The sequence below is a fragment of the Hymenobacter baengnokdamensis genome, assembly GCF_008728635.1.
Taxonomy (GTDB): Bacteria; Bacteroidota; Bacteroidia; order Cytophagales; family Hymenobacteraceae; genus Hymenobacter; species Hymenobacter baengnokdamensis.
The window spans coordinates 3,547,471-3,573,787 of the sequence record NZ_CP044285.1; the positions used below are offsets into that span (position 1 = coordinate 3,547,471).

Annotated in this window: 28 protein-coding genes; 23 read left to right on the forward strand and 5 right to left on the reverse strand. The window is 59.0% G+C overall.

Annotated features, from left to right (window positions below; translation table 11 throughout):
- Positions 1-10 precede the first annotated feature (10 nt).
- The 12 genes from pdxA (at position 11) to F6X24_RS15235 (ending at position 8,865) form a co-directional block, all read left to right on the forward strand.
- Positions 11-1,048, forward strand: coding sequence for a 4-hydroxythreonine-4-phosphate dehydrogenase PdxA (gene pdxA, locus F6X24_RS15180; protein WP_151088827.1), 1,038 nt, complete (start codon positions 11-13; stop codon positions 1,046-1,048).
- 76 nt (positions 1,049-1,124) lie between these two features.
- A complete protein-coding gene (locus tag F6X24_RS15185; protein WP_151088828.1) occupies positions 1,125-1,433 on the forward strand; it encodes a type II toxin-antitoxin system HigB family toxin in 309 nt (102 codons plus the stop codon).
- A 2-nt stretch (positions 1,434-1,435) separates the two neighbouring features.
- Complete coding sequence (locus tag F6X24_RS15190; RefSeq protein WP_151088829.1) at positions 1,436-1,807, forward strand: helix-turn-helix domain-containing protein; 372 nt, start codon at positions 1,436-1,438, stop codon at positions 1,805-1,807.
- A 54-nt stretch (positions 1,808-1,861) separates the two neighbouring features.
- Positions 1,862-2,422 carry a YceD family protein gene (locus F6X24_RS15195; RefSeq protein WP_229725137.1) on the forward strand — a complete coding sequence of 187 codons (561 nt, stop codon included), beginning with the start codon at positions 1,862-1,864 and terminating at the stop codon, positions 2,420-2,422.
- A gap of 59 nt (positions 2,423-2,481) precedes the next feature.
- Entirely contained in the window at positions 2,482-2,715 is a 234-nt protein-coding gene (gene rpmF / locus F6X24_RS15200) for a 50S ribosomal protein L32 (protein WP_151088830.1), read from the forward strand.
- Positions 2,716-2,837: 122 nt separating this feature from the next.
- A complete protein-coding gene (plsX, locus tag F6X24_RS15205) occupies positions 2,838-3,779 on the forward strand; it encodes a phosphate acyltransferase PlsX (protein WP_151088831.1) in 942 nt (313 codons plus the stop codon).
- Positions 3,780-3,837: 58 nt separating this feature from the next.
- Positions 3,838-4,830, forward strand: a complete 993-nt coding sequence (locus F6X24_RS15210; RefSeq protein WP_151088832.1) for a beta-ketoacyl-ACP synthase III — start codon at positions 3,838-3,840, stop codon at positions 4,828-4,830.
- Between the two features lie 103 nt (positions 4,831-4,933).
- On the forward strand, positions 4,934-5,497 hold the full coding sequence (gene efp / locus F6X24_RS15215; protein WP_151088833.1) for an elongation factor P: 564 nt from the start codon (positions 4,934-4,936) through the stop codon (positions 5,495-5,497).
- Positions 5,498-5,622: 125 nt separating this feature from the next.
- Positions 5,623-6,102: an acetyl-CoA carboxylase biotin carboxyl carrier protein gene (gene accB, locus F6X24_RS15220; protein WP_151089636.1), complete on the forward strand. Its 480-nt coding sequence runs from the start codon at positions 5,623-5,625 to the stop codon at positions 6,100-6,102.
- A gap of 170 nt (positions 6,103-6,272) precedes the next feature.
- Positions 6,273-7,616 carry an acetyl-CoA carboxylase biotin carboxylase subunit gene (accC, locus tag F6X24_RS15225; RefSeq protein WP_151088834.1) on the forward strand — a complete coding sequence of 448 codons (1,344 nt, stop codon included), beginning with the start codon at positions 6,273-6,275 and terminating at the stop codon, positions 7,614-7,616.
- 258 nt (positions 7,617-7,874) lie between these two features.
- On the forward strand, positions 7,875-8,504 hold the full coding sequence (locus F6X24_RS15230; RefSeq protein WP_151088835.1) for a Uma2 family endonuclease: 630 nt from the start codon (positions 7,875-7,877) through the stop codon (positions 8,502-8,504).
- Positions 8,505-8,520: 16 nt separating this feature from the next.
- Positions 8,521-8,865 (forward strand): hypothetical protein, encoded by a 345-nt coding sequence (locus F6X24_RS15235; RefSeq protein ID WP_151088836.1) that lies wholly within the window; start codon positions 8,521-8,523, stop codon positions 8,863-8,865.
- Between the two features lie 56 nt (positions 8,866-8,921).
- On the opposite strand, the gene ffh is transcribed toward F6X24_RS15235, so the two are convergent.
- Together ffh and F6X24_RS15245 are read right to left on the reverse strand one after the other, a co-directional pair.
- Entirely contained in the window at positions 8,922-10,289 is a 1,368-nt protein-coding gene (gene ffh, locus F6X24_RS15240) for a signal recognition particle protein (protein WP_151088837.1), read from the reverse strand.
- 57 nt (positions 10,290-10,346) lie between these two features.
- A complete protein-coding gene (locus F6X24_RS15245) occupies positions 10,347-10,856 on the reverse strand; it encodes a DUF1664 domain-containing protein (protein ID WP_151088838.1) in 510 nt (169 codons plus the stop codon).
- 90 nt (positions 10,857-10,946) lie between these two features.
- On the opposite strand from F6X24_RS15245, the gene F6X24_RS15250 reads away from it, so the two are divergent.
- From F6X24_RS15250 to F6X24_RS15300, 11 genes are read left to right on the forward strand one after another with little or no spacing between them, the layout of a single operon-like run.
- Positions 10,947-12,278 carry a glycosyltransferase family 4 protein gene (locus F6X24_RS15250; RefSeq protein WP_229725139.1) on the forward strand — a complete coding sequence of 444 codons (1,332 nt, stop codon included), beginning with the start codon at positions 10,947-10,949 and terminating at the stop codon, positions 12,276-12,278.
- Between the two features lie 46 nt (positions 12,279-12,324).
- Positions 12,325-13,347, forward strand: a complete 1,023-nt coding sequence (gene pseB / locus F6X24_RS15255; RefSeq protein WP_151088839.1) for a UDP-N-acetylglucosamine 4,6-dehydratase (inverting) — start codon at positions 12,325-12,327, stop codon at positions 13,345-13,347.
- A 44-nt stretch (positions 13,348-13,391) separates the two neighbouring features.
- Positions 13,392-14,564, forward strand: coding sequence for a UDP-4-amino-4,6-dideoxy-N-acetyl-beta-L-altrosamine transaminase (gene pseC / locus F6X24_RS15260; protein WP_151089638.1), 1,173 nt, complete (start codon positions 13,392-13,394; stop codon positions 14,562-14,564).
- A 5-nt stretch (positions 14,565-14,569) separates the two neighbouring features.
- A complete protein-coding gene (locus F6X24_RS15265) occupies positions 14,570-15,463 on the forward strand; it encodes an aldo/keto reductase (RefSeq protein ID WP_191906345.1) in 894 nt (297 codons plus the stop codon).
- Complete coding sequence (locus tag F6X24_RS15270; protein ID WP_229725141.1) at positions 15,445-16,251, forward strand: SDR family oxidoreductase; 807 nt, start codon at positions 15,445-15,447, stop codon at positions 16,249-16,251. The genes F6X24_RS15265 and F6X24_RS15270 overlap by 19 nt, the downstream gene beginning before the upstream one ends.
- Positions 16,252-16,263: 12 nt before the next feature.
- Complete coding sequence (locus F6X24_RS15275; protein ID WP_151088841.1) at positions 16,264-17,019, forward strand: cytidylyltransferase domain-containing protein; 756 nt, start codon at positions 16,264-16,266, stop codon at positions 17,017-17,019.
- Positions 17,020-17,041: 22 nt separating this feature from the next.
- Complete coding sequence (pseG, locus tag F6X24_RS15280) at positions 17,042-18,583, forward strand: UDP-2,4-diacetamido-2,4,6-trideoxy-beta-L-altropyranose hydrolase (RefSeq protein WP_191906346.1); 1,542 nt, start codon at positions 17,042-17,044, stop codon at positions 18,581-18,583.
- A 15-nt stretch (positions 18,584-18,598) separates the two neighbouring features.
- Complete coding sequence (gene pseI, locus F6X24_RS15285) at positions 18,599-19,663, forward strand: pseudaminic acid synthase (RefSeq protein WP_151088843.1); 1,065 nt, start codon at positions 18,599-18,601, stop codon at positions 19,661-19,663.
- A complete protein-coding gene (locus F6X24_RS15290; protein ID WP_229725143.1) occupies positions 19,660-20,955 on the forward strand; it encodes a hypothetical protein in 1,296 nt (431 codons plus the stop codon). The genes pseI and F6X24_RS15290 overlap by 4 nt, the downstream gene beginning before the upstream one ends.
- Positions 20,956-20,968: 13 nt before the next feature.
- A complete protein-coding gene (locus F6X24_RS15295) occupies positions 20,969-22,360 on the forward strand; it encodes a DUF7033 domain-containing protein (protein WP_151088844.1) in 1,392 nt (463 codons plus the stop codon).
- Between the two features lie 30 nt (positions 22,361-22,390).
- Positions 22,391-23,872, forward strand: a complete 1,482-nt coding sequence (locus F6X24_RS15300) for a lipopolysaccharide biosynthesis protein (protein WP_151088845.1) — start codon at positions 22,391-22,393, stop codon at positions 23,870-23,872.
- Between the two features lie 10 nt (positions 23,873-23,882).
- Here the strand turns inward: F6X24_RS15300 and F6X24_RS15305 are convergent, their stop codons facing one another.
- From F6X24_RS15305 to F6X24_RS15315, 3 genes are all read right to left on the reverse strand, one after another.
- Entirely contained in the window at positions 23,883-24,167 is a 285-nt protein-coding gene (locus F6X24_RS15305; protein WP_151088846.1) for a circadian clock KaiB family protein, read from the reverse strand.
- 70 nt (positions 24,168-24,237) lie between these two features.
- On the reverse strand, positions 24,238-25,689 hold the full coding sequence (kaiC, locus tag F6X24_RS15310; protein WP_151088847.1) for a circadian clock protein KaiC: 1,452 nt from the start codon (positions 25,687-25,689) through the stop codon (positions 24,238-24,240).
- A gap of 319 nt (positions 25,690-26,008) precedes the next feature.
- Positions 26,009-26,284: a TIGR03643 family protein gene (locus F6X24_RS15315; RefSeq protein ID WP_151088848.1), complete on the reverse strand. Its 276-nt coding sequence runs from the start codon at positions 26,282-26,284 to the stop codon at positions 26,009-26,011.
- Positions 26,285-26,317: the final 33 nt, after the last annotated feature.

A 26,317-nucleotide genomic window follows, 5' to 3' on the forward strand; every position in this document is an offset into this window, starting at 1 on the left:
TTTATTCATCATGCCCAAACACCTTCCCCGCCTCGGCTTTTCCGTGGGCGACCTCGCCGGCATCGGCCCCGAAGTCATTTATAAAACGCTGCGCGACGAGCGGCTGCTCCAGCAATGCACGCCCGTGGTGTACGGTACCGCCACCACGCTTTTCGACGATTTTCCGGTCGAGAAAAACGCTGAGCCACTCACCTTTCGGCAGCTGCGCGACGCCGCCGACATTGCGCCCGGCCGCCTCAATGCCGTTACGTGCTGGGACGAGGACTTTCACCTCACGCCCGGCCAGCCTTCGCCCGCCAGCGGCCAGGCCGCCCGCGAAAGCCTGCTCTGCGCCGCCCGCGACCTCAAGGCCGGCCTGCTCGACGCCCTCGTAACGGCGCCCATCAGCAAGGAGAATACCCAAAGCGACGACTTTCGCTTTCCCGGCCATACCGAGTTTCTGGCCAGCTACTTCGGCGCCGCCGACAACCTCATGTTCTTGGTTGATGAGGACCAGCAGCTGCGCGTGGCCACGGCCACCGGCCACATCGCCCTCAGAGATGTATCGACGCGCCTAACCAGCGACCTGCTGCGCACCAAAATCAAGCTTTTGCTGAAGTCGCTGCAGCAGGATTTCGGTATTCTCAAGCCCAAAATTGCCGTGCTGGGCCTCAACCCGCACGCCGGCGAAAACGGCCTGCTGGGCCGCGAGGAAGCCGACGTGGTGACGCCCGTCATCCGGCAGTTTGAGCACGACGGCCACCTCGTGTTCGGCCCTTACCCGGCCGACGGCTACTTCGGCACCGGCCAGTTCCGGCAGTTCGATGCTACGCTCTCGCTCTACCACGACCAGGGCCTGATTCCCTTCAAGCTCATGGCCTTCGAGCGGGGCGTCAACTTCACGGCCGGCTTGTCGGTCGTGCGTACCTCCCCCGACCACGGCACGGCCTACGGCATCGCCGGCAAGTTTGTGGCCGATGCCTCATCGTTTCGGGCGGCCGTATACCTGGCCTGCGATGTAGTACGCGCCCGGCAGCTCAACGCGGCCGACCCCCGCTCAATCCGGTAGAATTTTTCTAAAAACGAAATTTTCTTTCTACTTTTGAAACTCGGCTGGCAACGGCCGCGTTCCTGTCTTGTTGCCTATGGTAATATTGAGTTGGCCCATTTTACGCGAATTTGGCAAACAACATCCTGATGCCGCCTCGGCATTAAAAGATTGGTATCAGGAAGTTAGCTTAGCCGAGTGGCGTAATCTGGCAGACGTACGACTATTTTCTAATTCGGTAGACTACGTTGGTAACTTTCGCTACGTCTTCAATATTTGGGGCAATCGCTACCGGCTCATCGCGGCCATTGTATTTTCTACTCGCACGGTGTTCGTAAAATTCGTCGGCACACACCAAGCGTATGACAAGATAAATGCAGCAACCATCGATTACAGCAAATTATAGCTATGTTAATTAATACGTCTCAGGAATACCGCGAAGCATTCCGTCAACTCGACGAGCTATTAGCGCAGGATATTGACGCTAATCCGGATTTACAAGGCCCCGCCCGCATTTTAGCAGAAGCTATTCAGTCATACGAAATCAGGGTCGAAGGTGCTCCCTTTGCTCTTCCTAAGCCCACCACCCTGCCCGCCATGATTGAGCTGAAGCGCCAGCAGCGTCAGCTCAAGCAGAAAGACCTGGCTCAACTGCTCGAAGTACCGGCCGGCCGCCTCTCCCAGATACTAAGCGGCAAGCGCCGCGTAACCATGGACCTGGCCAAGAAGCTCTACGAGCGGCTCGATATCAGCCCCGAGTTTATCTTAAAAACCGCCTGAAGCTGAAGCAATAGCCCCGCTTTAGCTTGATAAAGCCAGGAAAAAGCCTTACCTTTGCCCCCCGTTATTCGGCTTACTGTGAAAAAGGACCCGCAATTTGATTTGCCTATCGCCAGGCTTTCGCTTAAGACGCACCAGTTTGCGTTTGAGCTCGGTCGCGCCTTCTTCGAGGAGTTCGACCCCAAGGGCGAATTTATTGCCGACGGCAACCTGCACGCCGAGGTAACGCTCGACAAAACCGAGCGCGTAATTACCATCGACTCGCACATCACCGGCACCGTGCGCCTCACCTGCGACCGCAGCCTCGATGAGTATGACCAGCCGCTGGATATTGAGAATCAGCTGCTGGTGCGCTACGGCGACGAGCCCAAGGAGCTGGACGACGACGTGCTGCAAGTGACACCCGAGACGCAGACGCTAAACATATCGCAACACCTATATGACTACATCGGGCTGGCGTTGCCCATGAAGAAGCTGCACCCGCGCTTCCAGAACGAGGCCGACGACGACCCCGATGCCGCCACCAAGCTTATTTTTTCGACCCGGCCCGCTGGTGAGAATCCTGACGACGAGCCCGACGACCCCCGTTGGGCCGCCCTCAAAAACCTGAATTAGGACCCTGTACTAATTCATCACTCCTAATTCCTAACTCTTAATTTCCCCTTACCAAGACCATGGCACATCCTAAGCGCCGGACCTCCACCGCCACCCGCGACAAACGCCGCAGCCACTACAAGCTGACCCCTAAGGCCGTGACCATCTGCCCAAATACGGGTGAGTTGCACCTGCGTCACAAAGCCTACGTGGTAGATGGTGATTTGTACCACAATGGCCAGCTGGCTATCAAGAATTACACCTCGGTAGCGGCTCCGGCAGCAGCCGGCAACACGGGCTCGGACGAAGAATAGCCGAAAGCGTTGTTATTTCGCGGTACCATCGGGCCGGACTGCTCTTTTGAGATGCGCAGTCCGGCCCGGTTTGGTTTCGCGCCTTTGCGCTCTATGGCTGACTCTCTACTTTATCCGCGTTCATGAAAATTGCCCTCGACGCTATGGGCGGCGACTTTGCCCCCCAGGTTGCCGTGGCCGGTGCCGTGCTGGCTGCCCAGCGCCTGGCCGGCAAAGCCCAGATACTACTCATCGGTTCCGATGCGGAAGTACAGCCGCTGCTCCAGACATATGGCCCCGGTGCCGCCGCCCTGGAAGTGGTGCACGCCTCCCAGGTTATCGAGATGGGCGAGCATCCCACCAAAGCTTTCCAGCAAAAGCAGGACAGCAGCATTGCCGTGGGCTACCGGATGCTGCACAGCGGCCAGGTAGACGCTTTTTGCTCGGCCGGCAATACCGGAGCGATGCTCGTGGGAGCCATGTTTACGGTAAAAGCCGTGCCCGGCGTGCTGCGCCCGGCCATCGCTAACTTTGTACCCAAGCTGGCCGGCGGCTACGGTATTCTGGTCGATGTAGGCGCCAACGCCGACTGCAAGCCCGAAATGCTGGAGCAGTTTGGCGAGTTGGGTTCGCTGTACGCGCAGTACGTGCTGGGCATTGCCCACCCCAAGGTGGGCCTCATGAGCCTGGGCGAGGAAGAAGGCAAGGGCACCGTGACTACGCAGGCGGCCCACCAGCTGTTTAAGGTAAACCCCCACGTACATTTTATCGGCAATATTGAGGGCCGCGACTTGTTCAACGACAAGGCCGACGTGATTGTGTGCGACGGCTACGTGGGCAACGTGATGCTCAAAATGGCCGAGTCGATGTACGACATTATGGTGGCGCGCAACCTGAACGATGAGTTCTTTGAGAAGGTTAACTACGAAACCATTGGCGGCTCGCCCATTCTGGGCATCAACGACAATGCCATTATTGGCCACGGGGTGAGCACGCCGTTGGCTATTTGCAATATGCTTATGCAAGGCTACCAGATGGCGCAGTCGGGCATCGTCGATAAGATTAAAGACAATTTCAAATCCTAGCCTTGACCGGTCTGGCTTAGGGCTGGACAGTTGAGGTTGGGGCCGCACCTTTGCGCTCATGAAGATTACCGCCGCCATTACCGGAGTCGGAGGCTACGTGCCCGACTACGTGCTCACCAACCAGGAGCTCGAGCAACTGGTCGATACCACCGACGAATGGATTACCTCGCGAACCGGCATTAAGGAGCGCCGGCTTTTAAAAGGGAAAGACCAGGGCTCGTCGGTAATGGGGATTAAGGCGGTGAAGCAGCTGCTCGAAAAGACCAACACCCGCCCCGAGGAGATTGACCTGCTTATCTGCGCCACCGTGACGCCCGATATGCTGTTTCCGGCCACAGCCAACATTATTTCGGCCGGGGCAGGCATCAATAAAGCCTTCAGCTACGATATGAATGCCGCCTGCTCGGGCTTTTTGTATGCGTTGGCCACCGGGGCCCAGTTTATCCAGGGCGGTATGTACAAGAAAGTTATCGTGGTCGGGGCCGATAAAATGTCGGCCATCGTGGACTACACCGACCGCGCCAACTGCATTCTGTTTGGTGACGGGGCCGGCGCGGTGCTGCTGGAGCCCAGCACCGAGGGCTACGGTATTCTCGACCAGGTACTGTGCAGCGATGGACACGGCGAGCAATACCTAAACCAGAAGGCCGGCGGCAGCCGCCGCCCCCCAACGGCGGAAACCGTGGCCAACCACGAGCACTACATTTTTCAGGAAGGCGCCACGGTATTCAAGTTTGCCGTGAAAAGTATGGCCGATGTAGCCGCGCAGGTAATGGCGCGCCAGAACCTCAGCCACGACGATATTGCCTGGCTGGTGCCGCACCAGGCCAACAAGCGCATCATCGACGCTACCGCCAACCGCATGGGCGTAGGGCCCGAGAAAGTAATGCTCAATATTCAGCGCTATGGCAATACCACCAACGCTACTATTCCGCTCTGTCTCTGGGATTACGAAAAGCAGCTTCACAAGGGCGATAACCTGATATTTGCCGCTTTCGGAGGGGGCTTTACCTGGGGTGCCATTCATGTGAAATGGGCATACAATTCTTAATTATGAATGGAGAAATCAGGAATTAGAGATTGCCGATTTAGCAACGACCGAATTCCTTTAGCCTGATTCATAATTTGTAAGTTATAATTTTTAATTCAACAAAATGGCTACCACCGCCGACTTCCGCAACGGTCTTGTCTTGATGTACAACAACGACCTGCACGTTATCACTGAGTTTCAACACGTGAAGCCGGGCAAAGGCCCGGCGTTTGTGCGCACTAAAATGCGCAACATCAAGACGGGCAAGGTGCTGGATAATACCTTTAACGCCGGGGTGAAGATTGAAACGGCCCGCGTAGAGCAGCGCCCGCACCAGTACCTGTTTAAGGACGATTACGGCTTCACCTTTATGGATAATGACACCTTCGAGCAGATTGTGCTGCCCGAGGCGATGGTGCCCTTCGCCGACCTCATGAAGGAAGGCCAGGCGGTGACTATCCTTATGCACGCCGAAACCGAGCAGCCGCTTACCGCCGAGCTCCCCACCACCGTTGACCTGGTAGTAACCTATACTGAGCCGGGCCTGCGCGGCGATACTGCCACTAACACCCTGAAGCCGGCCATAGTCGAGACGGGAGCCCGCATTCAGGTTCCGCTGTTTATTGACACGGATACCAAGATTCGCATTAAAACCAGCGATTACTCCTACGTAGAGCGCGTTAAGTAGCCCGGTAGCGTGGACTCGGCGAGTCCGCGCCTCGTACTGATATACCAGCGGACCTGCCGAGGCCACGCTACTCCCTTCCGATGTCGAAAGAACATTCCAAAACCCCGCCCAAAAAAGACGCTGCCATGAAAGCCAAAGAACTCCAGGAACTGCTCGACTTCATCGCCAAGTCGGGCCTCAATAAAGTAAATATTGAAACCGAAGAGTTTAAAATCTCGGTGCAGCGCGAGCCCAACACCAAGCAGATTGTGAGCATGAGCGCCGCGCCTGCGCCGGCGGCTCCGCAGCAAGCCCCTGCCGCGCCAACGCTTGCCCCGGCGGCTGCTACCACACCGGCGGCCCCGGCCGCCGAGCCCGCCAGCAGCGCCAGCTACACGCCGCTGAAATCGCCGATGATTGGTACCTTTTACCGCAGCAGCGGTCCCGACGCGCCCGTATTTGTGCAGGTAGGCGACACGGTAGAGAAAGGCCAGGTTATCTGCATCATCGAGGCCATGAAGCTGTTCAACGAGATTGAGGCCGAGCAGGCCGGCCGCATCGTGAAGGTGCTCGTCGAAAATGCCACGCCGGTTGAGTACGACCAGCCGCTGTTCCTGATTGAGTAGCCTTTTGCTACGTTGGCTTCCAAAAAGAAGAACGTCATGCTGAGCTTGTCGAAGCATCTCTACCGCTTCGTTGCACATGTACAAGCGGCGCGGTAGAGATGCTTCGACAAGCTCAGCATGACGTTCTTTTGATTTTTATTTCCTTCCCATAGACTTCGCCATTCCTGGCCATGTTCAACAAAATTCTGATTGCCAACCGGGGCGAAATTGCCCTGCGCGTTATTCGTACCTGCCGCGAGATGGGCATCAAAACGGTAGCCGTGTATTCGACTGCCGACAAGGAAAGCCTGCACGTACGCTTTGCCGACGAGGCCGTGTGCATCGGGCCGCCCAGCAGCAGCCAGAGCTACTTGAATATTCCGACGCTCATTGCGGCGGCCGAGATTACCAACGCCGATGCTATTCACCCCGGCTACGGCTTTTTGAGCGAGAACGCGGAATTTTCGCGCATCTGCCAGGAAAACGGCATCAAGTTTATCGGGGCCACGCCCGAAATGATAAACCAGATGGGCGACAAGGCCACCGCCAAAGCAACCATGATTAAGGCTGGCGTGCCAGTAGTGCCGGGCTCGGTAGGCCTGCTGGAATCGGTGGAGCAAGGCAAAAAAATTGCGCATGAGATAAAATACCCCGTTATTCTGAAGGCCACGGCGGGCGGCGGCGGGCGCGGCATGCGCATCATCAACAGCGACGACGAGTTTCAGAAAGCCTGGGACGATGCGCGCACCGAGTCGAAGGCTGCCTTCGGCAACGATGGCATGTACCTGGAGAAATTTGTGGTAGAACCCCGCCACATTGAGATTCAGATTGTTGGCGACCAGTTCGGCCACGTCTGCCACCTTTCGGAGCGCGACTGCTCCATCCAGCGCCGCCACCAGAAGCTGGTAGAAGAGGCTCCTTCGCCGTTTATGACCGACGACCTGCGCGAGCGCATGGGCGCGGCGGCCATCGCAGGCGCTTCGGCCATCGGCTACGAGGGCGTGGGTACCATCGAGTTTCTGGTCGATGCCAACCGCGACTTTTACTTCATGGAAATGAATACCCGCATCCAGGTCGAGCACCCAGTAACCGAGGAAATCATTAACTATGACCTCATTAAGGAGCAGATTAAGGTCGCGGCGGGCATCCCGATTTCGGGCAAGAACTACTACCCCAAAATGCACGCCATGGAGTGCCGCATCAACGCCGAAGACCCGCGCAACGGTTTCCGCCCGGCGCCCGGCCGCATCACCACACTGCACATCCCCGGCGGCCACGGTGTGCGCGTCGATACCCACGTGTATGCGGGCTACCAGATTCCGCCCAATTACGACTCCATGATTGCCAAGCTCATCACTGTGGCCCAAACCCGCGAGGAGTGCATCGTCAAGATGAAGCGCGCCCTGAGCGAATTTGTGGTAGAAGGCGTGAAAACGACCATTCCGTTTCACCTGGCGCTGATGGACAGCGAGGATTTTAAGGCCGGTAATTTCACGACCAAGTTTCTGGAGTCGTTCGATTTTTCGGTGGTGTAGTGTATGGATGAACGCACTAGATTATTTGCCCGCAAATCAACTGGGCTATTCCGATTGTCTACCGTTTTTAATGCACCTCAGTAGGCGGTTAGTTTCTTCTATTATTATTCGAGAAGTCAATGGATTTTGGCGAACGAATTGGTTTGTTTTTTATAGGAACTATCATCATAATAATTGGCTCTTGGCTTGTTTTAAGAACTTGTCTGTGGATTTTTGACGGTTTCGAATCTTCCAAGAGACAGCAATAATTCCTCAATTATGTCCGCCGTCCAATCCATCTACCAGCGCAGCTACACCGTCGAGGAGTACTTCGCCTTTGAGGAGCAGTCGGCTATTCGCCATGAATATTACCACGGCGAGATATTTCCGCTTGACGGGCCAGATAGCCCCGAGTCGCCGGAAGCTAAGTCGGGCGCTACGAAAGGGCATAATAAGCTGATTAATAACGTAGTTTTTGGGCTACGGCAGCAGTTGGGCGAGCGGGAATGCGAGGTGTTTTCGGAGAGCGTGCGGCTAGCCGTGGAAGCTGGGCAGTATTACAATTATCCAGATATTGTCGTGAGCTGCGACCCTAGCGACGATGACCCCCACACGGTGCACCGGCCGGTATTTATCGTGGAGGTACTATCGCGCAGCACCGAAGCCCACGACCGGGGCTGGAAAGCCGAGCAGTACCGGCAGCTTCCATCCTTGCAGCAGTACGTGTTGATTACGCAAACCCGGTTGCTGGTGGAAAACTACACGCGCTTTTCTCACGATACCTGGACGCTGACATCCTATCGCCAACTTACTGATGTACTGCCGGTACCAGCATTAGGGTTAGCCTTATCGCTGGCTGACATTTACAAGAATCTGCACATTCCACCTCTGCGATTAGCCGACCAATAAGTTAATCTCTATACTCATGCGCAAGCTGCCATTTTTTTATTTGTTTGGACTAGTACTAGCTGGCTGCTCCGATGCCTGCAATGGACATATCGAGAGCAAGGTGCTTTACTTCAAGCAAGCACCACAAGGCGAGCTGGTGTACGCTAACGTGGTAAATAACCCCGGCCTCGGCAGCCAGCAAACGCTGATGCGGGAAGACAAGGAATACGGCACGTTTCCGCACGTTATTATTATTAATGACCCGGAAATGAAATTTAAAGGTCGTAGCAAAATCTGCTTCGATGAGTTTACCAAGCAGCCTTTGCCCGCAGATATTGATTTGCGAGAAAAAGATATTCCGCGCATTTTAATTACCAAATAAAAAGAAACCCCGACTGAGATTTCAGCCGGGGTTTCTTTTTATTTGATAGGCGGAAACTACCGGCGGCCCATGCCAGGCATTCCGCCTTTCATGCCGCCCATCATTTTGGCCATTTGGGCCATGCCGCCTTTGGTCTGGCTCAGCTTATTCATCTGGCGCATCATCTTGCGCATGTCCTCAAACTGTTTCATCAGGGCATTTACCTGCTGAATATCAGTGCCCGAGCCAGCGGCGAGGCGGCGGCGGCGCGAGCCGTTGATGAGGTCGGGCTGGGCGCGCTCCTGCTTGGTCATGCTTTTGATGATGCTTTCGACCGGCTTGAAGGCATCGTCGTCGATTTCGACGTCTTTCATCATCTTCGACGCGCCCGGAATCATGCCTACCAGGTCTTTGAGGTTGCCCATCTTCTTGATTTGCTCGAGCTGACCGAGGAAGTCGTTGAAGTCGAACTGGTTTTTGCGAATCTTGGCGTTGATGCGCTTGGCCTCGTCCTCGTCGAACTGCTGCTGGGCGCGCTCCACGAGCGAGATTACGTCGCCCATGCCCAGGATACGCTGGGCCATACGGTCTGGGTAGAAGAGGTCAAGCGCCTCCATCTTCTCGCCCGTCGAGATGAACTTGATAGGCTTTTCGACCACCGCGCGAATCGAGAGGGCCGCCCCGCCGCGGCTGTCGCCATCAAGCTTGGTGAGCACCACCCCGTCGAAATTGAGGCGGTCGTTGAAGGTTTTGGCGGTGTTCACGGCATCCTGGCCAGTCATCGAATCCACCACGAACAGCGTTTCGCTGGGGTTGATGGCTTTTTTGACGGCTTCGATTTCGCGCATCATCTGCTCATCCACGGCCAGGCGGCCGGCGGTGTCGATGATGACTACCTTCTTGTTGTTTTTCTTGGCGTAGGCGATGGCATTCTGCGAAATCTCGACCGGATTCTTGTTTTCCGGCTCCGAGTACACTTCCACGCCAATCTGCTCGCCGAGCACCTTGAGCTGGTCGATGGCGGCGGGGCGGTACACGTCGCAGGCCACCAGCAGCACGTTGCGGTTCTGCTTCTTGATAAAGCTGGCCAGCTTGCCAGCGAAGGTCGTTTTGCCCGAGCCTTGCAGCCCCGAAAGCAGTACCACGGCCGGGTCACCCTTAATAACGATGTCCTGCTTTTCGCCACCCATGAGCAGCGTCAGCTCATCGTAGACGATTTTGACCATGAGCTGACCCGGCGACACCGTCGTGAGCACGTCGCGGCCCATTGCCTCGTCCTTAATCTTGTCGGTTACCTCTTTGGCAACCTTATAGTTTACGTCGGCATCGACCAGCGCCCGGCGAATCTCCTTCACGGTAGCCGCGACGTTGATTTCGGAGATGCTGCCCTGCCCCTTGAGCGTTTTAATAGCCCGGTCGAGCTTGGAAGAGAGATTATCGAACATGCTAAAAGATTATTGTAGCTAAAGCAAACCGCCTGATTGTGCGGTTTGCCGGGCGGCCTAAGATGCTTGGTTTAATTTGGTTTCGAGGGCTAGTACCCGCTGGTGTAGCTCAGCGTTGGTAGGCACCTGCGCCTGTTCTACGTGGCTGACCCGCAAGGCCGTAGTCCCGATCTGCTCGGTCAGATGCCCCGCCTGGTCGAAGGTGGCGCTCAGGCGGCGATTGGTAGTTTGGGCCTCTGCTTTGATATCACGAATGTCGCTTTTCACCTCACGCACTTCCTCCGTGAGGTGGTCTACACGCTCGGTGAGGTGGTCTACACGCTCGGTGAGGTGGTCTACACGCTCGGTGAGGTGGTCTACGCGCTCGGTGAGGTGGTCTACGCGCTCGGTGAGGTGGTCTACGCGCTCGGTGAGCGTGTCAAATTTATCTTCCATCCGCACAAAGCCACTCAACATCGTTTCATTGAGTTGCGTGAAACGTTTTTCAAATGTTTCACTTAGGCGGTCCGTGGCTTTAATCTGGTCTGCCATCAAGGCCAGCAGCTCGGTTGCTTGCTCGTTGGTCATGGGAAAGGAAGGAAGGCGGGAGTCACAAAGTTACAACCGGGGTGCCGGTGCGAAGCACGTAGCTTTGTCAATAAAAACCTGCTGCCCATCGTGCCCACTGCTCCGCTCCGCCTGCTCGTTATTACGTACTACTGGCCGCCATCGGGCGGGGCCGGGGTGCAGCGCTGCCTGAAGTGGGTGAAATACCTGCCCGAGCTGGGCATTGAGCCTACGGTGATTACTGTGGATGCCGACCAGGCAACGTACCCGGTGCGCGACGAAAGTCTGCTGCGCGAGGTGCCGCCGGGAGTGCGCGTTATTCGCACGGCCACGCTGGAACCGTTTGGGTCTTATCAGAAGCTGACGGGCCGGGCCGTGCCCTACGGCGGTTTTGCCAACGAAGGGGCACCGAGCCTGACGCAGAAAATGATGCGCTTCGTGCGCGGCAACCTCTTCATTCCGGACCCGCGCCGGGGCTGGAACGCCTACGCCCTGGCAGCGGTGGAAAAATTACTGGCAGAAGGCGCCACGTTTGACGCGGTGCTCACTTCTTCACCCCCGCACTCGACGCAGCTTATTGGCCTGGAGCTGCAAAAGAAGCACGGCCTGCGCTGGCTGGCCGACCTGCGCGACCCCTGGACCGACATTTATTATACCAAAGACCTGCACCGCACGGCCGCCGCCGCCTGGCTCGACGCGCACTACGAGCAGCAGGTATTACGCCGGGCCGATGCCGTGCTGGTGACCTCGCCCGAAACCGAGCGACTGTTCCGACGCAAGCTGCCCGACCTGGCCAAAGGTAAAATCGTGGTGCTGCCCAATGGCTACGATGAAGCTGATTTTCAAGGTGTATCGACCCCACCCACCGATTGCCTGCGCATCACGCACGCGGGCACCATTACGGCCCGCTACCGCATTGATACACTACTAAAAGCCATCGCCGAATGCCAGCAGCGCTATCCGCTGGTGCCCTGGCGGCTGCGCTTTGTGGGGCAGGTTGATGCCGGAGTACGCGAGCAGATTGAGGTAGCAAAACTGGCGGCGGTCACGGAGTTTATTCCCTTTGTGCCGCACGAGCAATCAATAGCTTATTTATTGAGCAGCAGCATTCTGCTGATGGCCATTCCGGATGTAGCGCTTAACCGGGGAATTTTGCCAGGTAAGATTTTTGAATACCTCGCTACGGCCAAGCCGGTGCTGTGCGTGGGTCCGGCGGGCTCCGATGCCGACCAGGTGCTGCGCGAGGCCGGGGCGGGCCAGGCCTTGCCCTACGACGACTACGACCTCATGCTCAGCGCCCTGGAGCAGCTGGCCCGGGATTGGCAGCAAAACCCCAACCTGGACCTACCCCACGCCCGGCCCACGCTGTACTCGCGGCGGGGCCAGGCCGCTCGGTTGGCCGAGCTGGTGCGGGCGCTGGCTGGCGAAGGCGCAGCTGCGTAACCCTAAGCCAGGAGCACCTATTTTTGTGGTTTCCTATTCCAGTTTCATGGCTCTCGACCTCAACGGCAAGTCTTTGCTCATTACCGGCGGCACCGGCTCCTTCGGCAAGCAGTTTGTGCGCACCGTATTTAAGCTGTACCCCGACGTGCGGCGGCTCATTGTGTTCTCGCGCGATGAGCTGAAGCAATATGAGATGAGCCAGGAGTTTCCGCACAGCAGCTACCCGGCTATCCGCTTTTTTATCGGCGATGTGCGCGATGCCGAGCGTCTGCACCGGGCTTGCGAAGGCGTAGACATTATCATTCACGCCGCAGCCCTGAAGCAGGTGCCGGCCGCCGAATACAATCCGATGGAATGTATTAAAACTAATATATTCGGTGCCGAGAATGTTATTAATGCCTCGCTCGACTGCGGCGTAAAGCACGTAGTGGCCCTGAGTACCGACAAGGCTGCCGCGCCCATCAACCTCTACGGCGCCACCAAGCTGTGTTCGGACAAGCTGTTTGTGGCAGCCAATAACATGAAGGGCTCCAGAGACTTGCGCTTGTCGGTGGTGCGCTATGGCAACGTAATTGGCTCGCGCGGCTCGGTGGTGCCGTTCTTTTTGCAGCAGCGCCACACGGGCGTGCTCCCCATCACGCACCCCGACATGACGCGCTTCAACATCTCGCTCGAAGAAGGTGTGGACCTGGTGCTGTATGCCCTGGAGCACTCCTGGGGCGGTGAGATTTTCGTGCCCAAGATTCCTTCCTATAAAATTACGGAAGTGGCTCGCGCCATCGGCCCCGACTGCGAGCAGCGCATTGTGGGCATCCGGCCTGGGGAAAAGTTACACGAAGAAATGATAACCCAGACTGATGCCCTGAGCACGGTGGAGCTGGACCGCTACTACGTCATTCTGCCCACCACTTCGCCCGGCTGGAAGGAGGAAAGCTTCATTCAGCACTTCGGGGCCAGGCGCGTGCCCACCGACTTTCACTACGATTCGGCCAATAACAATGAGTGGCTGTCGGCCGAGCAGATTCGGGAGGAAATCCGGCTGCACGTTGACGCTACTTTTGAAGTATAGCTTAACTTACGGTTTACTGTTCTTTCCTGTTCAGGTTGAAAACTATCCCTACTCACCCGCTGCCCTACGGCCGCCAGCATATCACTGACGAGGACGTGGCCGCCGTCGTGGCTACGCTCCGCTCCGACTTTCTTACGCAGGGGCCACGCGTGGCGGAGTTTGAGGAGAAATTTGCGGCCTATGTAGGCGCGAAGTTTGCCGTGGCGGTCAGCAACGGCACGGCCGCCCTGCACCTGTGTGCGCTGGCCTTGCAAGTGCAGCCGGGTCAGCGCGTTATCACTACGCCTATCACCTTCGCGGCCTCGGCCAACTGCGTGCGCTACTGCGGCGGCGAAGTGTATTTTGCCGATATCGACCCAGCCACTGGTCTGCTCGACCTGCAAAAGGTGCGGCAGCTGCTCGAAGCCCATCCCAAAGGCTTTTTTACCGGGCTCATACCCGTCGATTTTGCCGGGCTGGCCGTGAACATGGAAGAAGCCCGGGCGCTGGCCGACGAGTATGACCTCTGGATAATTGAGGATGCCTGCCACGCGCCGGGAGGCTTTTTTATTGATAGTCAAGGCATTGAACGCCGCTGCGGCAGCGGACAGCTGGCCGAGCTGGCCATCTTCAGCTTCCACCCCGTGAAGCACATTGCCACCGGCGAGGGCGGCATGATAACCACCAACGACGAGCAGCTGTACCGCCACCTGCGCCGGCTGCGCACCCACGGCATCGAGCGCGAAGCCAGCGGCCTGCTGCGGCAGGACGAGGGCGGCTGGTACATGGAGATGCAGGAGCTGGGCTACAACTATCGCATTTCTGATATATTGTGCGCGCTGGGTATCAGCCAGCTGGCGAGGGCCGATGCCGGGCTGGCCCGCCGCCGCGAGCTGGCCCGCGCCTACGATGCCGCCTTTGCCGCCACGCCGGGCGTGGAGGTGCTGGCGCCCGGCCAGCCCGGCCACGCCTACCATCTCTACGTGATTCAGGTAGCCGACCGGCGCGGGCTTTATGAGTTCTTACGCGGCAAGAACATTCTGGCGCAGGTACATTACGTACCCGTACACCGCATGCCCTACTACGAGAAGCTGGGTTGGAAAGCCGGGGATTTTCCGGCTGCCGAAGCCTACTACGCCCGTTGTCTGAGCCTGCCCCTCTACCCCACCCTCACCGATGACGAGCAGGCGTACGTTATCGACTGCGTGCAGGAATTTTTAGCCCGAAACCCAGCGTGAGCACGGTGGCTACGCCCGAACTGCAGGCCTTAACCCAGCGCCTGGCACTGGGTACGGCCCAGTTTGGGCTGGCCTACGGCATAAACAACCACGGCGGCCAGCCAACTGCCGCCGCCGTGGCCGAGGTGCTGGCCGCGGCCCAGGCCGCTGGCCTCACGCTGCTCGACACTGCGGCCGCCTACGGCAACAGCGAGGTGCGGCTGGGTGAGCTGGCGGGACAATATTCAATTTTCTCTATAATCACCAAAATTCCGGCCGGGCCGGCGGCGCAGGTAACGCAGCACCTCGCGGCCTCGCTGGCGCGGCTGCGACGGCAACGGCTCTACGGCGTATTATTTCACGCTTTTGGCCCCCTGCAGGCCGAGCCGGGGGCCTGGTCGGCGCTGCGGGCCGCCCGGGCGGCCGGGCAGGTGGGCCACATCGGCGTGTCGCTCTACCATCCGCACGAAGCCGAGTGGCTGCTGGCTGAAGGCTGGGATATCGACCTCGTGCAAGTGCCTTATAGTGTGTTCGACCAGCGCTTTGCGGCGGTGTTGCCCCGGCTGGCTGCGCAAGGCGTGGAGGTACACGTGCGGTCGGCTTTTTTACAGGGCCTGCTGCTGCGCGACCCAACCGACTTACCCGACTTTTTCCGACCACTAGCCCCGAAGCTGACCCAGCTGCGGGCACTCATCGCCGCAGCCGGCGTGCCACTGCCAGCCGCCCTACTGCTGTTTGCAGCCTACGCGCCGGGGGTGGCGCGGGCCGTGATTGGCGTCGATTCGGTAGAGAACCTGCGCGAAAACCTGACTGCCGCTGCTTATGCTCACGCCGTGGAAGCCCTGCGGCCAGCCCTGACCGGGCTGGCCGAAACTACCGACACTTTTATTCTTCCCTACGCATGGCCGCCGCGCCCCTGACCGATTCGTTTTACCGCACGATGTTCGACCTGCGCAGCCAGACTGTGCTGCTGACCGGGGCATATGGCCACCTCGGCCAAGCCATTGTGGGCGGTTTGCTGGCTCACGGGGCGCAGGTTATTGCCTTGGGGCGTAGTGCCGAAACATTTGCCAAAACTTTCGGAGCGCCTACCGACAACCTGCATTTCGTTTTCTGCGACGTGGCCGAAACGGCTTCGGTGCAGGCAGCTTTCCGTCAGAGCTTCGACCTCTACGGGCCGCCCAGCGTGCTCATCAACAACGCTTACTACAGCCGCGGCCAGCAGCCCGATGCGCTGCCCGACGCCGATTTTGCGCTCGGCCTCGACGGCTCGGTGGGCAGCGCCTACCGCTGCCTGCGCGAGGTGCTGCCCTACCTGCGCGAAACCGGCAGCGGCAAAATCATCAACGTGGCTTCCATGTACGGCCTGGTGGCCCCCGATTTCGAGGCCTACGCCGACGCGCCGCAGTTTCTGAATCCGCCGCACTATGGCGCGGGCAAGGCAGCGATGATTCAGCTAACCAAGTACTTCGCCTCGTACCTGGGACCGGAGAATATTCAGGTAAACTGCGTGTCGCCTGGAGCCTTTCCTTCTGACAAGGTGCGGCAGAACACCAATTTTGAGGGCGAGCTGCGGCGGCGCATTCCGCTGGGCCGCGTGGGCGAGCCCCAGGATATAGCGGGCGCGTTTGTGTTTCTCAGTTCGCCCGCGTCGAATTTTGTCACCGGCCACAACCTGGTAGTAGATGGCGGCTGGACTATCCGCTAAAAGCAGGCCTATATGCTGGAGTCGCCGCAGGTTATTGTTATTATTCAGGCCCGGCTAGGGTCGTCGCGCCTGCCCGGCAAGTCGCGCCTGCCGCTGCCGCTCGGCGCGGTGGGCAATGCCGCTACTATTCTGGGGCACGTGGTAAGGCGGGCGCAACGCGCTGCTTCGACGAAAACGATAATGGTTGCAACGACTACCCAGCCGCTTGATGATGAGCTGGCGACGCTGGCTATTAGTCTGGGCGCAACGGTATTTCGGGGCGATGAGCAGGATGTGCTCGGCCGCTTTGCCGGCGCGCTGGCGCAGGCTGGCCCGGCCGATACTGTCGTGCGCCTCACGGCCGACAACCCGGCGCTCGACCCGGTTTTTCTGGATAAGGCCGTAGCGCATCACCTGGTCTCCGGGGCCGATTATACCCATACTACCGGGCTGCCGCTGGGCACTAATATTGAGGTAATGCAAACTTCTGCGCTCCGGCGCGCCCACGCCGAGGCCCGCCAGTCCGATGAGCGCGAACACGTAACGCCCTACCTGCGCCGCCACCCCGAGCTGTTTCGAGTTGAAACGCTGGCGCTGACGGTATCTCCCGCCGTGGCGGCATTGCGCCTGACCGTTGACTACCCCAGCGACTATGCGCTGCTAAGCTTGCTTTTTACGGAGCTGGGACCAGCTTTTTCGCTGACCGACCCGGCCGGACTGCCGGCTCTGGTGGGCCGCTACCCGTGGCTGGCCGATATTAACCGGCATAATGAGCAGGTGCGGGCGTAGCCGGGCCGCCTTTATTTGCAGAATGGTTGACACTTTCGCGGTTAATGATACCCCCCAACAGGCGTTGCCCCGGCTCGTGCTGCGAGCCGATGGGAACAGTCGTATCGGGCTGGGCCACCTCATGCGGCTGCTGGCGCTGGCCGAAATTCTGCGGGCTGATTTTGGGGAAATCCACTTCCTCATTCAGGCACCCGATGAGAACGTACAAGCGCTCTTGCGCAACGCGGGCCTCGCGCTGACGGAGCTGCCGCCCGCTGCGCCAGCCACCGAAGCGGCCGAAAGTATGCCCGCCCTGCTTCAGCCAACCGATGTGCTGGTGCTCGACGGATACAGCTTTGACTATGCGTATCAGCAGCTGGTGCGCCCACTGGCAGCCCGCCTGGTGTGCCTCGACGACCTGCACGCGTTTCCTTTTGCCGCCGACCTGGTGCTGAATCCGGCAGGCGGCGTGGCCGCTTCGGCCTACCTGCGCCCGCCCACCTGCCGCCTGCTAACCGGTCCGGGCTACGCCCCGCTGCGCGCTGATTTTCAGTCAGCTGAGCAGCACACTGCAAGCCCTTCGGCCACGCAGGTGCTGGTATGCCTGGGCGGAGCCGACCCGCGCCAGCTCACCCGTGCTACAGCCGAGGTTCTGCTGGCTCTGCCAGCCGTGGCGCTGGTTCACGTGGTGGTGGGCAGCGCCTACACTGCCCCGGACGAGCTATACCAGTGGGCTGCTACCTACCCCGGCCGTCTGCGGCTGCACCGCGCCCTTTCTGCCGCCGAGCTGGCGGCGCTGATGCGCACCTGCGGAGCGGCCGTGCTGTCGCCCAGCACCATCAGCTACGAGTACTGCGCCGTAAGCGGCGGCTTGCTGCTGCTGCGCCCCACTGCCGAAAACCAGCAGGACCTTGACCATTTTATGCGGAGCGCTGGCCTGGCGCTGCCTTATACTACGGCGGCCAACGTGCTGACCGCCGACGAGGCCCCGCGCCTGGCCGCCCAGCTACGTCAAGTACAGCGCCGCTATTTCGACGGGCTGGCCCCCCGGCGACTCCGGCAGGAGTTTACGGCCCTGCGCCTACCAATGGCTCCGCTGCGCCTGCGGCCCGTGCAGCCCGAAGACTCCGCGCAGCTGCTGGCCTGGACCAATGACCCCGCCACGCGTCGGCAGTCATTTGCGCCCGAGCCGGTGCTGCCAGACCGCCACGAAGCCTGGCTGGCTGGCCAGTTGGCCGCGCCCGACCGCCACCTGCTGCTGCTGGCCGAAACAACCGATACCGGGGCAGCAGCGGGCCTTATTCGCTTTTCAATTTCGACGGCTAACGAAGCCGAAATAACGGCTACGCTTAGCTACTCGCTCGGCCCTGACTACCGGGGACGGGGCTGGGCCGCTCCCCTCCTGGTAGCCGGTACGCGCGCTGTGCTGGCGCAGTTTCCGCGGGTGCAGCGCGTGCTGGGGGAGGTTAAAGCAGATAATGAAGCTTCCGTCCGGGCTTTCCGGCGGGCGGGGTTTGCGCAGGCCGAGGCGGCAGGCCCGGCGGGCGGCCTTACCTTCGTGTGGATAGCTGCTCCGGCAGCCTAGTCCTGGTTTTTGCTCATGGAAATTACGATTGGTAGCCGCCCCGTTGGGCCGGCGCATTTGCCGTTTATTATTGCCGAGATGTCGGGCAATCATAACCAGCGCCTCGACCGGGCGCTGGCCCTCGTGGATGCCGCCGCTGCCGCCGGGGTCCACGCCCTCAAGCTTCAGACCTACACTGCCGATACCATCAGCATGGATACCGGCTTCGTTATTCGCGAAGATGGGCAATCGCTGTGGGAGGGCAAAAGCCTGTACCAGCTATATAAAGAAGCCTATACTCCGTGGGAGTGGCACGCGCCCATTTTTGAGCGGGCGCGCCAGCACGGCCTGCTGGCCTTCAGCTCGCCGTTTGATGAGTCGGCGGTCGACTTTCTGGAAACTCTCGACGTGCCCGCTTACAAGATTGCCTCCTTCGAAAATGCTCACTGGCCGCTGCTGCGCCGCGTAGCTGCTACCGGCAAACCCGTGATTGTGAGCACCGGAGCCGCTACGCTCAGCGAAATCGACGAGGCCGTGCGGGTGCTGCGCCAGGCTGGCTGCCGCGAGCTGGTGCTGTTAAAATGTACCAGCACGTATCCAGCCTCTCCCCTTACTACCAACTTACGCACCATCCCGGTGCTGGCCGAAACCTTTGGCTGCCCGGTGGGCCTGAGCGACCATACGATGGGCGTGGGGGCCAGCGTGGCCGCCGTGGCGCTGGGTGCCTGCGTTATTGAAAAGCACTTTACCCTACGCCGCGCCGACGGCGGCGTCGATTCGGCCTTTTCGCTGGAGCCCGAGGAGCTAAAGCTATTGGTCGATGAAACCACTCGCGCCCACCAGGCTTTGGGCACGGTGCAGCTTTGCGTGCAGCCCAGTGAGGAGAAAAGCCGCGTCTTCAAACGAAGCATCTACGTGGCCCGGCCCGTAGCTGCCGGCGAGGTATTCACTGCTGATAACCTGCGCATTATCCGGCCCGGCGACGGCCTGCTGCCCCGGCACTGGGACGTGGTGCTGGGCCGCCGCGCCACTCGCGACCTCACGCCCGGCACCCCCCTTACCTGGGACGCCCTGCTTGGCGAACCGGTGTCCCGGTCGTGAGCGCCCTGGCCAGCCGGCTGCGCGATATTCTTCAGCTGCGCTTTACCGACTTGTTTGCGGCCCTGCCGGCCTCTGTGCTGGCCGGCATTTCCCCAGCCAATCCGCTGAAGCGCCTGGGGCGGGTGGCGGGCTACACCGTGCTGCGGCTGCTTGGGCATCTTTTTCAGCCTGTTCGAAACCCCGACCGGCTGGCTGGTGCCGTGTGGCTCTACGTGGTGAGCGCCAACAACTACGAGGCGCTGAGATTTATCCGGGAAGCCCGCCCCGATGCCGTGCTGCTGGCGGGCCAGGGCAAAAACATTGGGCGCTATGGCAAAGACGTAAACCGGCTGTCGCTGCGGCGCAAAATCTTGTACTACTGGCAGTACCCAGCCGCGCTGCGGGGCTTGCACCAGCTGGTGGGCGGCCGGGCGCTGCGGTTTTTCGACTTGATTTTTTACGCCATTGGCTACTACGAAGTGTACCGCCGGGCCCTGCGGCACTACCGGCCGCGGGCCGTGGTCTTTGCCAACGACCACAACGACGACGCCCGCGCCCTGCTGCTGGCCTGCCAGGCCGAGGGCGTGCCCACGGCCTACGTGCAGCACGCCAGCGTGAGCACTAACTTCCCGCCCCTGGGCTTCGATTTGAGCTTATTGGAAGGTCAGGACGCACTGGATAAATACCGGCAGTGCGGCCCCGTGCGCGGCCGCGTCGGGCTGGTGGGCATGCCCAAGGCCGATAACTTTCTTAAGCAGCGTAATACTGCGCCGCAGGTGCGCCGCGTGGCCGTAGCCTGCAACCTGCTCGACGACCTGCCTGACCTCACCACAACCCTTATTTACTTAGTGCGTGAGCTACCGGAGCTAACGTTTACTCTGCGCGCCCATCCTGCCGACCGCCGCGATTTCAGCGCTCTGCGCCAGGCGCTGCCGGCTTTGCAGTGGAGCAACCCGCAGCAGGAAAACGTGTTCCAGTTTCTGCAAACCCACGATGCCCTGGTTGCCGCCGATACCAGCACCCACCTCGAAGCCACGCTGCTCAACGTGGCCAGCGTGTATTACCGGTTTTCGCCCACGCCCACCCTGGCCGATTACTACGGCTACGCCGCCCACGGCCTCAGCGAGTGGGCGCATACACTGCCCGAGCTTGCCGCCGCGCTGCGCCGCCTCGCCCAGCATAAGCCAGCCGCTATATATCGCCGGGCTAGTTATTACAATGCCAGCCTGGGCACGCCTGATGAGGGCCATAGCCGTGAGCTGGCCCTGCGCCGACTGGGCGAGTGGCTGACGGTCCCGGTCGGCGCGGCGTAATTTCGCGGCTGCCATGCCCCCTCCTACCCTTCCACCCGCCTCGCCCGCGCCCGTTTCGGCCGAAGTGCGTCTGGCTTACGTGCTGCGGCATTTCCGGCTGGCTTATCCCGGCGGGCCGGACGTGGCAATTGGCTACGCCAGCCAGCAGCCGCGGGTGGCAATAGCCGACCTGAGCGCGGGGTTTTTCGACGGCAACGCACCTTACCCGGCCGCCCCGCACTGGCGCGACTGGCAGGGTCGCCAGGTGCCTTTTTTCTTCGATAATGCGACGGCGGAATCGTTGCTTATTTTTCAGGAAAATAAGGCGATTATTGCGGCCGATATTATTTCGGGCGCGTTTTATTTGTTGAGCGGCTGGCAGGAATATTTTTCGTCGGAGCGCGACCGGCACGGGCGCTTTCCTTATGGCGCCAGCGTGCAGCAGCAGTATAATTTCGTGACGCTGCCGGTCGTCAATTATTATTTCGACGTGCTGAAAACGGCCGTTGAGCACGTAAGCGGCCAGCCGCTGCACCCGCGCCGCTGGGGCAGCCAGCAGGCCGAATTTGCCGCCTTTATCTCGCACGACGTTGATAATTTACGCAGCGCCTGGAAAGCACCGGCCAAGGCGGCGCTAAAGCAGCGAAAATTCGGCTTATTCGGCAAATTGCTATGGCAGCACCTCACCCAGCCCGATGCCTGGGACAACCTGGAAGCGGTGGCTGCCAGTACGGCGCATCATGGCGCGAAGTCTACGTTCTTTATGTTACCGAGCGCCAAAAAAGCGCCAAATGGCACTCCCAATGCCGATTACGAGCTAACTCTTGATTTAGAGCGGCGGCTCCAAAATTTAAGAGCCGCGGGATGCGAGCAGGCCCTTCACACCCCTCTGGGCACGGCCGGCAGCTACGAAGCGTTGCGAAATACGTGGCGGCATCATTGGTCGCTGGCTATGCGCGGCAATCGTTTTCACTACCTTAGCTGGGAACCGCGCCAAACAATCACGCTCGTAAACAAAGCAGGTTTCCCTTTCGATTCTACGCTTGGGTTTGCCGAATATTTTGGCTTTCGAAATTCTTACTGCCAGCCATTTTACCCGTTCGATTTCACCAGTAGTCAGGCGGCGGAGTTTCTGGAAATTCCCCTGAACGTCATGGACGCCACGCTGCACCACCCGAACTATTTGCAGCTAAAACCAGCCGAGATTCTGCCCGCGCTCCAACCCATTTTTGCCGAAATAAAACGCTTCGGCGGCGTGGCCTCTGTACTGTGGCATAACGAAAATTTCGACCCGGCCAATACGAAAAACGGCCCGCAGCAATTCCACGAAATTATGGCGCACCTACGCCAGCAGGGGGCGGCATTTTTGACGGGCCACGAAATATCGCAGGCGTTTGCGAGCGAAGATTCCGCTCCCAATTTCTAGTTTTTAATTCTTAATTTCTAATTCACCGAGTTGGGTATCGTTCAGCGCCAGGGTCTGCGCAACACCGTCATTTCTTACGTGGGGCTGGGCATTGGCTTCGTCAACACTACGCTGGTGCTGCCGCGCCTGCTGGCGCCGGCGCAGCTGGGCCTCCTATCGGTGCTGGTGTCGCTGGCCACGATGGGCGCGCTGGTATCGGCGCTGGGCTTTACCAATACAACGCTGCGCTATTTTCCGTACTTCCGCAACCGGGAGGCGGGGCATTCGGGGTTTTTGCCGCTGCTACTGGGGCTGCCGCTGGCCGTATTTGTGCTGGTGGCGGCGGTGCTGTGGCTGGGCCGGCCGCTGGTGCTGCGCTGGTACGCCCACGATGCCGCTATGCTGGGGCCGCACTACGCGGTCATGCTCGGCATCGCGCTTTGCATTCTGGTCTACAACCTGCTCGAAGCCTATACCAAGTCGCTGTTTCACACCTCGTTCTCTTCTTTCCTTACTGACGTGCTCCAGCGGCTGCTCATTGTGGGCGCCGCGCTGCTTTACGGCATGGGCCTGCTCTCATTTGATGGCTTCGTGCTGGCTTACCTCGGGTCATACGCGAGTATATCGGTGCTGCTGCTGGGGTATCTGGCCGTAATTGGTGAGCTGCACCTGCGGCCTACGCGGGCAGTGCTGCGGGTGCGGCCCATGAGCGAGCTACTACGTTTCGGCAGCTTTGCGTTGCTGGGCAACATTTCGGGCACGCTACTCATTACCATCGACTCGCTGATGCTGGGCTCGCACAGTTTCGCCGATGCGGGTATCTACAACATTGCGCTCAATATCAGTACTGCACTGGCGGTGCCATTTCGGGCTTTGTACAAAACGGCTTATCCGCTTATTGCTGAATACTGGAAGGAAGGGGCCACTGCGAAAATGCTCGATTTCTATCGCCGCACCACCCGCCTCACTACTGCGCTCGGCGCTTACCTGGCGCTGGGGATTGCCCTCAACTTACCTTTTATTTACTCGCTTATTCACCGGCCCGAATATGCGGCGGGCACCGTGGCCGTGCTGTTGCTGCTGGCGGGCCGCCTCACCGACGGCATCACGGGCGTCAACGGTATTATCGTGGTTACGTCGCCGCGCTACCGCTACGACCTGCTCTTCAATGTGGGCCTGTCGGTGGGTATTATCGGGCTCAACTACCTGCTTATTCCGCGCCTGGGCCTCACCGGGGCAGCTATCTCGAATGCTCTGGCACTGGCCGGCATCAACCTGGCCCGCACCTGGTTTGTGTGGCACAGCTTTGGCTGGCAGCCGTTCGATTTGCGCATTCTCTACATTTTGCTGCTGGCCAGCGGTGCGGCGGCCGGAGCGTGGGCGTTGCCCGCACCGGATAATATATACCTTACTCTATGCTTAAGGGGCGGCGTGCTCACCCTGCTCTACGGAGCGGGGCTGCTGGCCACGGGGGTAGTGCCCGAAGTATCGGCGCTGTGGCAGCAGGCGCTGCGCAGGCTACCTAGGCGCTAAAGCCGCTACCCTACATTGCTTCGAGGCTGGAAAGGCCCAGCCCGGCCAGTACGCGCGAGCGCACGGTGAGCGCCCCAATAATGCGCGTGACGGGCAGCGGCCACTTCCTGATTAAGGTCGGAATGGCCAGAATGCCCGCTTCTTCGGCCCGGTCGGGATGCTTCTGAATATCGATAACCTCGAGCTCATACTGCCCATCGAGGCGCTCCCGGCAGATGGTGCTCAGGATGTCAATGGCCTGCACCGAAGTGTGACTCTTGCCGTTGACGAAAAGCTGCAAATTAAATTCACTCATAATAGATGCGAAAACTATAACGCCGGATTAACGGTGCTTATTAAATGGGATGGTGCCCGCTCGGCGCCGACTAGCTCCGAATTGGGATACCCGTCAGGATGCCGCTGACACCAATAAACGGCTTACCAATATTGATACCTTTATCGTTGATAGTGAAGCCTCTAATCGACGAGTCGTGCTTGGAGCCGCGCATTTTGAGCACCGACAGGCTGCGCTGCATCTCGCCCGACATCTCCACGTAGCGTAGCAGAATAATGGTATCGGTGAGCGGCGAAATATTGCCTTCCGTGTCGGAAGTACCGCCCGAAAGCAGGGTGGTAGTGACCGTGAACATACCCGTAATTTCCTGGTGCTTCAGAAACGACGTGAGGGCAATAATAAACTCCCGAAAAGCTTTATCGGTGGAGGTACGGGAGAGCGCCGACAAGCTGTCGATGGCAATGCGGTCGGGCCTGAAATCCTTTACAATCGCTTGTATATTAAGCAGGTGGTCTTCCAGCGAAGATACTTCGGGGTAGATGCATACTACTTTCAGAAAGCCATCGTCTTCGAGCTTAGCAAAGTCGTGGCCCCAGCCGCTGGCATTGCGAAAAAGCTGCTCGCGGCTTTCCTCAAAGGCCAGCAGCAGGCAACGCTCCTGCTTGGCCTTTATACCGTTAATAAAATCGGCAACCAGCAGCGTTTTACCCGCGCCAATGGAGCCCGAAACCAGGATAATAGAGTCGCGGTAAAAGCCGCCGCCGCACATATCATCGAGCTTGGCAATGCCCGAAGTGACGCGCACGCTCGACGAGCGGTACTTCAAATCCATGGCCGACAGTGGGATAATCACAATCGCCTGCTCGGGGTGAATGGTGAACAGGTTTTCGCCTTTTTCGTGCGTACTGCCCCGAAATTTCAGGATTTCGATGGTGCGCCGGCGTTTTTCGTCGCTCAGCACATTGCGCAGAATGATTACGTTATCGGTCAAAAATTCCTCCACGCCCAGCCGCGATACTTTGCCGTATTCTTCGGTGCGCTCGGTGGTAATAATAGACGTCGTATCGAGGCGGCCCAGCTCCAGCGTCACTTTAAACAACTCGTGCCGAATGGTATTCATTTCCTGAAACTCGGTGAACACGCTCCCGATAGAGTCGAGCACCACGCGCTTGGCATTGCACTTGGTAATTGCATATTCCAGACGCACCTGAAAGCCACTGAGGTCGTAGTCGCCCACCAGCATCGTATCGTCATCCTTCTGCGAGGCATCGACAAATACCCATTTGCCGTCGCGCTCCCACCCGTCGATGTCCCAGTTGAGCGTGCGCAGGTTGATACGAATATCCTCGACCTGCTCTTCGAATGTGACAAATACCCCCGCCTGGTTGAAAAGTTGAATACCCATGGCCAGGAATTGCGCCCCGAATAGCGTTTTGCCGCAGCCCGAGCTACCCGAAATAAGCGTGGTGCGGCCGTAGGGCAGGCCACCGGCCGAAATGTGGTCGAAGGCCGTGATGCCGGTCAGAAGTTTTTTGATGCTCATAAAACGGCCGCGATGCTGCGGAAAAGGATAAATAGACCTGCGCCCGAACTGGGGAAGCCTTGTAAACACCCAAGCGAACGAGGGCAGCAGCTAGCCGCAGCTGGTAGTCAGCTGCAAACCCAGCCGCCACACTACCTGACTTTTAACTGCCTGAGAGCAGAATGGAATACCGGGCCGTATCACGGCGAGAAAACCCCGACTAAATACCAGTAGCAGCTATGCTGGCGCTCTGGCAAAAAACATGCCCCCTCTTACCTTAACCTACTATAAATCAGGTTATTTTTTTAGAAACCGAGGGGCTTGCCTGACTGTCATGCCATTACGGGCGCTTCGAAATTTTATTTTTCGAAATTACCCGCTGCAGATTTGACTTAAAGCGCGCATCATCGACCAGGCTCTTAGCCCGGTGCTTAGTTGCCCGGCCTTGCACGCGGGCCCGCCACAAACGCCAGGAAGCCGGCTTCAGCTCCCGGCGCATTAGCCGGATTACTTCCCCTTCGCCGAGGCCAAACTGCGCGGCTATTGCCTCAAAAGGCGTGCGGTCTTCCCACGCCATCTCAATAATGCGGTCGATATGCGGCGCTGTCAGCGGCATTTTTATAGGTAGCAAAAAAGCCGCTCCGGTAAG